A 7,595-nucleotide genomic window follows, 5' to 3' on the forward strand; every position below is an offset into this window, starting at 1 on the left:
CGCCCAGCTCGTGCGCGGGCTCCGGCGGCCGGCGGGCGTCGAGCAGCGTGGCCAGCCGGTACGCGGCCTCCGCGCTGCCCCCGCCCGCGGCACAGCGCAGATGCCGTTCGGCCTCCCGCTCGTCGCCCTCGCGCAGCCGGGCGATGCCGACCTGCAGCGCGGCCTCGGTGTGCCCGGCGGCGGCCGCCCGCTCGTACCAGCCCAGGGCAGTCTTCTCCTCACCGCGCCCGGCGTAGAGGATGCCGAGGTTGAACGCGGCGTCCACGCTGCCGCCCTCGGCGGCCTTGGAGAACCACGGCTCGGCGCCGGTGGTGTCGCCGCCCTGGAGCAGCAGGATGGCCAGCGCGTTCGCGGCCTCCCGGTGCCCGGCGTAGGCGGCCCGCCTGTACCACTGCTCGGCCTGCGCGGTGCGCCCCTGTTCCGCGCAGAGCAGCCCGAGGTTGTAGGCGCCGTTGTCGTCGCCGGCGTCCAGGGCCGCCCGGTACCAGCGCTCGGCGGTCTGGGTCTCGCCGCGCTCGGCGTGCAGCGCGCCCAGGGCGTTGGCCGCGTTGCCGTCGCCCTCCTGGGCGGCGCGCAGCCACCACACGGCCGCGCTCTCCGTGTCGCCGGCGTCCCGCAGCAGGAAACCGAGCGCGCAGGCGGCCCGCGGCTCGCCGTCCTTGGCGGAGGTCAGGTACCAGCGCCCGGCCTCCTTCAGCTCGCCGCGCTTCTCCAGGATCGCCCCGAGGTGCAGCGCGGCCCGCCGGTGGCCTCGTGCGGCGGCCTGCCGGTACCACTGCTCGGCCTGGGCGACAGCGTTGTCAGCGGCGCCCTCCTCCCCGTGCCCGGCCCGGCGGTCCAGTGCGCGCGCCAGCCGGTAGGCGGCCTCGCGGTGCCCGTGCTCGGCGGCGACCCGCATCCAGTGCTCGGCGGCGGCGTCCCCGCGGTGCTCCAGCAGGTCGGCGAGCGCGTAGGCGCCGAGGACGTGGCCCTGCTCGGCGGACTGGCGCAGCCAGTACTCGGCGGCCGGCTCGTCGCCGCGCTCGCGGTGGTGGCGGCCGAGGGCGTGCGCGGCGGCGGCGAAGCCGGCGACGGCGGCGATCCGCCACCAGCCGGCGGCCTCCTCGGCGTAGCCGCGCTGGTGCAGGAGGACACCCAGGTTGTTGGCGGCGGCGCGGTCGCCGGCCGCGGTGGCGGCGCGCAGGTGGGGTTCGGCCGCCTCGAGGTCGCCGCGGCGCAGCAGCATGGCTCCGAGGACGCTCGCCGCCTCGGCGTCGCCGCTGCGCGCGGCGAGCGCGAGGCGCACCTCCTCGGCGGCGTCCCCCATGTCGCCCATCTCGTCGCGGGTCGGCTCCTCACCGGACGGCTGCACAAATCGCCCTGACTCGAACAGAGTTGCCTTGTCCCCCATAACGTCCATCGTCGCACCACCTGCAACCTGGGTACACCCGGTATACCGCAGCCCGTGAGGTCACTTCAGCGTTTTGTCGACATGCCCACAGGACGACAAGTCAAACACACCCCGCCCAACTCCCCACGGCGGCGCGGCCGTCCCTCCCTCCTGGACATGAGTTCGCACACCACGAAGGCCCGGATCCCTTGGATCCGGGCCTTCGACCGCAGTAGCGGGGACAGGATTTGAACCTGCGACCTCTGGGTTATGAGCCCAGCGAGCTACCGAGCTGCTCCACCCCGCGCCGTTGCTCGGCAACCGTACCACGACGCGGAGCGGCGTTGATCAACTCTCCTTCCCGCCGCTGTTCCCGCCACTGCTCCTGTCGTTGCCCTTGGCGCCGCCGGTGTCGCCGTTCTTGCCGCCGGCGGCGGCCTTGGCCTCCGCGTCCCGCGCCTGCTTCAGCGCGTCCTGGAGGTCCTTCTGCGCCTTGGCGTACGCCGTCCAGTCGGGCCCGTTGGGCTGCTTGAGGGCGTCCTGACCGGCCTGGAAGGCCTTCTGGGCGTCCTCCAGGGCCTGTTGGACGGTCGGATTGGCGGACGGGGGCGGGTTGGTGGTCCCGGTACTCGGCGGGGGCGTGGAGCCCTGCGTGCCGAAGACCTTGTCGAGTGCCTCGCCGAGGGTGTTCTCGAACGCCGTCCTGCCCTCGTAGGTGACCAGCACCTTGCGCAGCAAGGGGTACTTGAGACCGCCACCGCGGACGTAGACGGGCTCCGCGTAGAGCAGTCCGCCGTCCAGCGGCACGGTCAGCAGGTTGCCGTACTCCACCTCCGAGTCCCCGCCCTTGAGGAGCTTGATCGCGGCGGCGATGTCCTGTTCGGAGTTGAACTGGCTCTGGACCTGTTTGGGTCCGTCGACGGTGGTGCTGGTCGGCAGCTTCAGGATTCTGATCTTGCCGTAGTCGCTGGTGCCCGCCTCCGCGTCGACCGACATGAACGCGCTCAGGTTGTCACGGCCGTTGGGCGTGAACGTCGTCGACAGCGAGAACGCCTGCGCGCTCTGGTCGGGCATCTTCATGCTCAGGTAGTACGGCGGGACCGCGTTGCCCGACTTGTTGGTCGGGTCGGCGGGCACCTGCCACACCTCGCTGCCGGTGAGGAACGTCTGCGCGTCCGTCACGTGGTAGCGGGTGAGCAGCTCGCGCTGCACCTTGAACAGGTCCTGCGGGTAGCGCAGATGAGCCATCAGGTCCCGGGAGATGGCGCCGCGCGGCTGCACCGTGCCGGGGAAGGCCTTCATCCAGGTCTTCAGCACCGGGTCCTGGGTGTCCCACTGGTAGAGCCTGACCTCGCCGGTGTACGCGTCGACGGTCGCCTTCACCGAGTTGCGGATGTAGTTGACCTGGTTCTGCTGGGCCACCACGGTGCGGTTGTTGCTGGTGGCGGTGAGCGAGTCGGCCGTGGTGTCGCCGAGGGTCGTACGCGAGGAGTACGGGTAGCCGTTCGACGTCGTGTAGGCGTCGACGATCCACTGGATGCGGCCGTTCACGACCGCCGGGTAGGCGTCGCCGTCGATGGTCAGCCAGGGGGCGACCGCCTCGACGCGCTCCTTGGGCGTGCGGTTGTACAGGATGCGCGAGCCCTTGCCGATGGCGCCCGAGTAGAGGATCTGCGGCTCGTTGAACGCGACCGCGTACGCGGCCCGGTTGAGCGGGTTGTCGAGGTTGACGCCGCTCCTGCCGTCGTAGCTGGTGGTCTTCTCGCCGCTGTCGTCGGAGTAGTCGATCTCCTTCTGTGGGCCGCCGACGATGGAGTACGTGGTGGTCTTCTCGCCGTAGTAGATCCGCTGTTCGTACGTGCCCAGGGAGCCGCGGGAGGGCAGGTCGTACTCGGTGAAGACGGGCTGGCCCTGGGCGTCGGCCGCGGTGCCCTTGGCGGCGACCACGCCGAAGCCGTGTGTGTAGCGGAAGTGGTCGTTGATCCAGTTGTTCTTGGGGATGCCGGCCAGGTTCAGTTCGCGCAGGCCGATGACCGTGTCCTGGTCCTTGCCGTCCTGGGTGTACCGGTCGACGTCCAGGTTGGCCGGGAACGCGTAGTAGTTCTTCATCTGCTGCAGCTGCTGGAACGTCGGCGAGACGATGTTCGGGTCCATGATCCGGATGCTCGCCGCGTCGTTCGCGTCGCTCCGCAGCCTGGTCTTGTCCGAGGTCGTGGCCTTGCCGGCGTACTCGGTGACCTTGGTGTCGTCGATGCCGTACGCCTCGCGGGTCGCCTTGAGGTTCTTCTGGACGTACGGGGCTTCCTTGGCCTGCTCGTTGGGCTGGACCTGGAACTTCTGCACGATCGCCGGGTACAGCCCGCCGATCAGGATCGCCGACAGGACCATCAGGCCGAAGCCGATGACGGGCAGCTGCCAGGTGCGCCGCCACAGGGTGGCGAAGAACAGCAGGGCGCAGATGACGGCGATGCAGAACAGGATCGTCTTGGCCGGGAGGTAGGCGTTGGCGTCGACGTAGCGCAGGCCGGTCCAGTTGCCGGTGGCCTTGAAGTCGCTGGACTTGACGGCCAGGCCGTACCGGTCGAGCCAGTAGGCGACCGCCTTGAGGGCGACGAAGGTGCCGAGCAGCACCGACAGATGGCCGGTCGCGGCGGCGGTGGCGCGCGCGCCGGGGCTGGTGACGCGCAGCCCGCCGTACAGGTAGTGGGTCAGGGCGGCGGCGATCAGGCACAGGATCGTGGCGGCGAAGCCGAAGCCGAGCAGGAACCGGTACCAGGGCAGGTCGAAGGCGTAGAAGGAGACGTCGAGGTGGAACTGGGGGTCCTTCTGGTGGAAGGGCACGCCGTTCACCCACATCAGCCAGGTGCGCCACTGGCCGGCCGCCGAGGCGCCCGCGATCAGTCCGACGAGGGCGGTCACGGCGAGCAGCAGCCACGTCTTGTACGGCGCGATGCCCATCCGGTAGCGGTCGAGACTCTGCTGCTCCATGGACATGGCGCTCAGCGGGGGCCGCAGCCGGTGCGCGAGCCAGATGTTGAGGCCGACCGCCAGCGCCATCAGCAGGCCGAACACGAAGAACAGCCCGATCTTGGTCCACAGTGTGGTGGTGAACACGGACGAGTAGTGCACCGACCGGTACCACAGCCAGTCCGTCCAGAAGCCCGCGAACATCGTGAACGCCATGCCGAGGACAGCCAGGACGCCCAGGGTCATGAGCAGGGTCCGGACGCCCCGGGACGGGCGTCCCGCCCTGATCCGTGGCCCCGTCGGGCCTCCGCCGCGGTCCGGCATCTGGAAAGCCAAGGTGCGCACCTCGAAGTTCGCTGTCGATCCGTCAGGCCCTCGTGTTCGCGGGCCCGAGGTTGCCCCCCGTGATCGCGGGCCAACACTTATGCAACTTACTCACGCTGTGCTCGGTTCCCGATTCCGGCCGGGAACGAGGCAGGATTGTGACCATGTCCAACACTCCCATGGCAGCGAGCCCCCTCACCCGGGCCGTACTCGAGATCGACGAGTACGCCTCCGGCCTCGGCTGGGACCAGCCCGCTCGCCTCTTCGCCCTCGTAGACACCGCACGGCTGCGGGCCGAGGAACCCGCGCTCGCGGCCCAGCTGGGCCTGGAGGACGAGCCGGCGACGACCGGTCTCACCCCGATCGAGCAGGACGAGCTGCCGTCCGACAAGCCGCTCGACGAGTTCCTCGGCACCATCGCCTGGCCCGACGCGGTGGCCGGCTGCGCGCTCTCGGTGGAGCGGCTGATGCTGCCGCCCTCCGCCGAGGCGCAGGTCCCGCAGAACCTGGGTGAGGCCGAGCTGGCCAAGTGGGTGGCGGACCACCCCGAGCGCCAGGAGGTCCGGATGACCGTGGCGGTGCTGCGCGACGGCAGCCGCGAGTCGGCGCTGCGGCTGCGCGAGAAGGACTCCCCGACGGAGGTCCTGACCGGCCCGGAGCTGGTGCCGGGCCTTGCGGAGGCCCTGGCGGCGACGTTCGCCGCCTAGGTCCTGCCGGGCGGGCGGGACGGTCGGCCCCGGCACGGCCCGCCGGGCCTACGGCGCTGGGGCGCCCCCGGTCCCCGGGGGCGCCCCAGCCGTGTCATGCTCGGTTCAGTCCTTGGTGGTGCACTTCGGCAGCGCCGCGGTGTCGCCGGTGCGGATGTCCTTGAGCGCGCCGAGCGCGTCACTGATGTTCTTGACCTTCACCAGGGTGAGCCCGCTCGGCGTGCCCTGGGCGGCCGCCGCACAGTTGTCGGCCGGCGTCAGGAAGTACCGGGCGCCCTTGTCGCGCGCGCCGATGGTCTTCATCTGGATGCCGCCGATCGGCCCGACCGTGCCGTCGTCGTCGATGGTGCCGGTGCCGGCGACGAACGCGCCGCCGGTCAGGCTGCCGGGGGTGAGCTTGTCGTAGATGCCGAGCGCGAACATCAGGCCGGCGCTCGGCCCGCCGACGTCGGCGAGCTTGATGTCGACGCGGAACGGGAAGGTGTGGTCGGTCCCGGCGGAGATACCGACGACGGCCCGATCGGGGCCGGTGTCGTCGGAGGTCGTGGTCGTGATGGTCACGTTCCGCGTGGCCGCCGTCCGGTGCTCCTTCTCGGCGGCGGCCTGCTCCTTGGCGGGCACCACGGTGAAGACGACGTTCTGGCCCGGCTTGTGCTTGGTGACCAGTTTGGCGACGTCGCCGGGCTGCTTGACCGGGGTGCCGTCGACGGCCTTGATCACGTCACCGGCGTGCAGCCTGCCCTCGGCCGGTGCGTTCTTGACGACGGTGGAGACGATCACCCAGGACTTCACCGTGATGCCGAGCTGCTTCAGGGCGGCGACCTTGGCGCTCTCCTGGGACTGGCTGAACTCCTCGGCGTTCTGCTGGGTGGACTGCTCCTCCGTCGTGCCGGCCGGGTAGAGCGTCTCGTGCGGCACGATCTTGCTGTCGTGCGCCAGCCAGCCGTAGACGGCCTCCACCAGGTTCATCCGGAAGTCCGCGCTGGTCACCCGGACCGTGGTCATGTTCAGGTGGCCGTCCGCGGGGTACGTCCGGTGCCCGGAGATCTGCAGCACCGGCTCGCCGTCGTGATTGCCGAGCGTGTTCACGGTCGGGCCGGGAGACATCTCCGCGTACGGCACGGGGATGAGCACTCCCGCGCACAGGAGCGCGATCAGCATCAGGGTCGAGGCGAGCATCGTCGCGGTGCGGCGTGGCATGCCACGACAGTACGGGACGCCGCTGTCAGCACACCGTCAGGGCACCCCTGTCACGCGCCCGGCGCACCGGAGTGCGACTTCTCCATCGCCTCGCGGAACCGGGCGTACCCGTCCAGCTCGGGACCATCGCCGCGCACCCTGCGGGTCCGGTTGGCCCAGCTTCCCCACAGCCCGCCGCCGATCGCAGCCACAAGCGGAATCAGCAGCCAGACAAGCGCCCCCATGCCGACCTCCCAACGCCACGAGCGTCCGCACTGACTGATCAGCAGATTAACCGTCTGCACTGACAACGCTCACGTGAGGGGGCCGGTTACGCAACCCGAACGGACGCGTACCGGAGGTGACCGGTCCGGGGCACGTCGAAGCTACGCGCCGACCCGCCCACCCGTCACCCGACCACCACCCCCCAACGACAGCGCTACGCGCCGACCCGCCCACCCGTCACCCGACCACCACCCCCCAACGACAGCGCTACGCGCCGACCCATTCTTCTGTGCCGTCCGAGAACTGCTGGTGCTTCCAGATCGGCACCTCGTGCTTGAGGTCGTCGATCAGCTTGCGGCAGGCCTCGAAGGCCTCCGCCCGGTGCGGGCAGGCCACGGCGACGACGACGGCGAGATCACCGACGGCCAGCTCCCCGACCCGGTGGACGGCGGCCAGCGCCCGCACCGGGTGGTCCGCGACGACCTTCTCGGCGATGCGCCGCATCTCGGCCTCGGCGGTCGGATGGCAGGAGTACCCGAGCGCGTCCACGTCGGCGCCCCCGTCGTGGTTGCGCACGGTCCCCACGAACAGCGCGATGCCACCGGCCGCGGCGTCCCCGACGGCCTGGAACACCTCGTCCACGGAGAGCGGGGTCTCCCGGATGCCGATCAGCTTGATGGGGTCCTGCGCCGCCTGCTCACCGGGGTGTCCGGTCGTGTCTGCCATGCCCCCATCGTGCCGCACGGCTGTGACAGCGGGGAATACGAGATTCACAGGCACGCGCGCGCACTGCTCCGGATGCTCGTACGGCAAAGCCACCGGAC

6 protein-coding genes and 1 tRNA gene are annotated in these 7,595 nt (G+C 70.7%); 1 reads left to right on the forward strand and 6 read right to left on the reverse strand.

Annotation, left to right across the window (positions count from 1 at the left end; genetic code table 11):
* The 3 genes from ACLU3S_RS34575 to ACLU3S_RS34585 all read right to left on the reverse strand — a co-directional run.
* On the reverse strand, nucleotides 1–1,399 hold a 1,399-nt coding region (locus ACLU3S_RS34575; protein WP_413955933.1), incomplete at its 3' end, for a sel1 repeat family protein.
* 203 nt (nucleotides 1,400–1,602) lie between these two features.
* Nucleotides 1,603–1,676: transfer RNA gene (locus tag ACLU3S_RS34580), tRNA-Met, on the reverse strand.
* Nucleotides 1,677–1,717: 41 nt separating this feature from the next.
* The gene (locus ACLU3S_RS34585; RefSeq protein WP_413955938.1) at nucleotides 1,718–4,660 is read right to left on the reverse strand and encodes a UPF0182 family protein; all 2,943 of its coding nucleotides are present in this window, start codon (nucleotides 4,658–4,660) and stop codon (nucleotides 1,718–1,720) included.
* A gap of 164 nt (nucleotides 4,661–4,824) precedes the next feature.
* On the opposite strand from ACLU3S_RS34585, the gene ACLU3S_RS34590 reads away from it, so the two are divergent.
* Entirely contained in the window at nucleotides 4,825–5,367 is a 543-nt protein-coding gene (locus tag ACLU3S_RS34590; RefSeq protein ID WP_413955934.1) for a PPA1309 family protein, read from the forward strand.
* 105 nt (nucleotides 5,368–5,472) lie between these two features.
* Here the strand turns inward: ACLU3S_RS34590 and ACLU3S_RS34595 are convergent, their stop codons facing one another.
* From ACLU3S_RS34595 to ACLU3S_RS34605, 3 genes are all read right to left on the reverse strand, one after another.
* The gene (locus ACLU3S_RS34595) at nucleotides 5,473–6,567 is read right to left on the reverse strand and encodes a PDZ domain-containing protein (RefSeq protein ID WP_413955935.1); all 1,095 of its coding nucleotides are present in this window, start codon (nucleotides 6,565–6,567) and stop codon (nucleotides 5,473–5,475) included.
* Nucleotides 6,568–6,617: 50 nt separating this feature from the next.
* Complete coding sequence (locus tag ACLU3S_RS34600) at nucleotides 6,618–6,791, reverse strand: hypothetical protein (RefSeq protein WP_413955936.1); 174 nt, start codon at nucleotides 6,789–6,791, stop codon at nucleotides 6,618–6,620.
* 247 nt (nucleotides 6,792–7,038) lie between these two features.
* Nucleotides 7,039–7,497, reverse strand: coding sequence for a molybdenum cofactor biosynthesis protein MoaE (locus tag ACLU3S_RS34605; protein ID WP_413955937.1), 459 nt, complete (start codon nucleotides 7,495–7,497; stop codon nucleotides 7,039–7,041).
* Nucleotides 7,498–7,595: the final 98 nt, after the last annotated feature.

The sequence above is a fragment of the Streptomyces sp. AF1A genome (genome assembly GCF_047340315.1).
Taxonomy (GTDB): domain Bacteria; phylum Actinomycetota; class Actinomycetes; order Streptomycetales; family Streptomycetaceae; genus Streptomyces.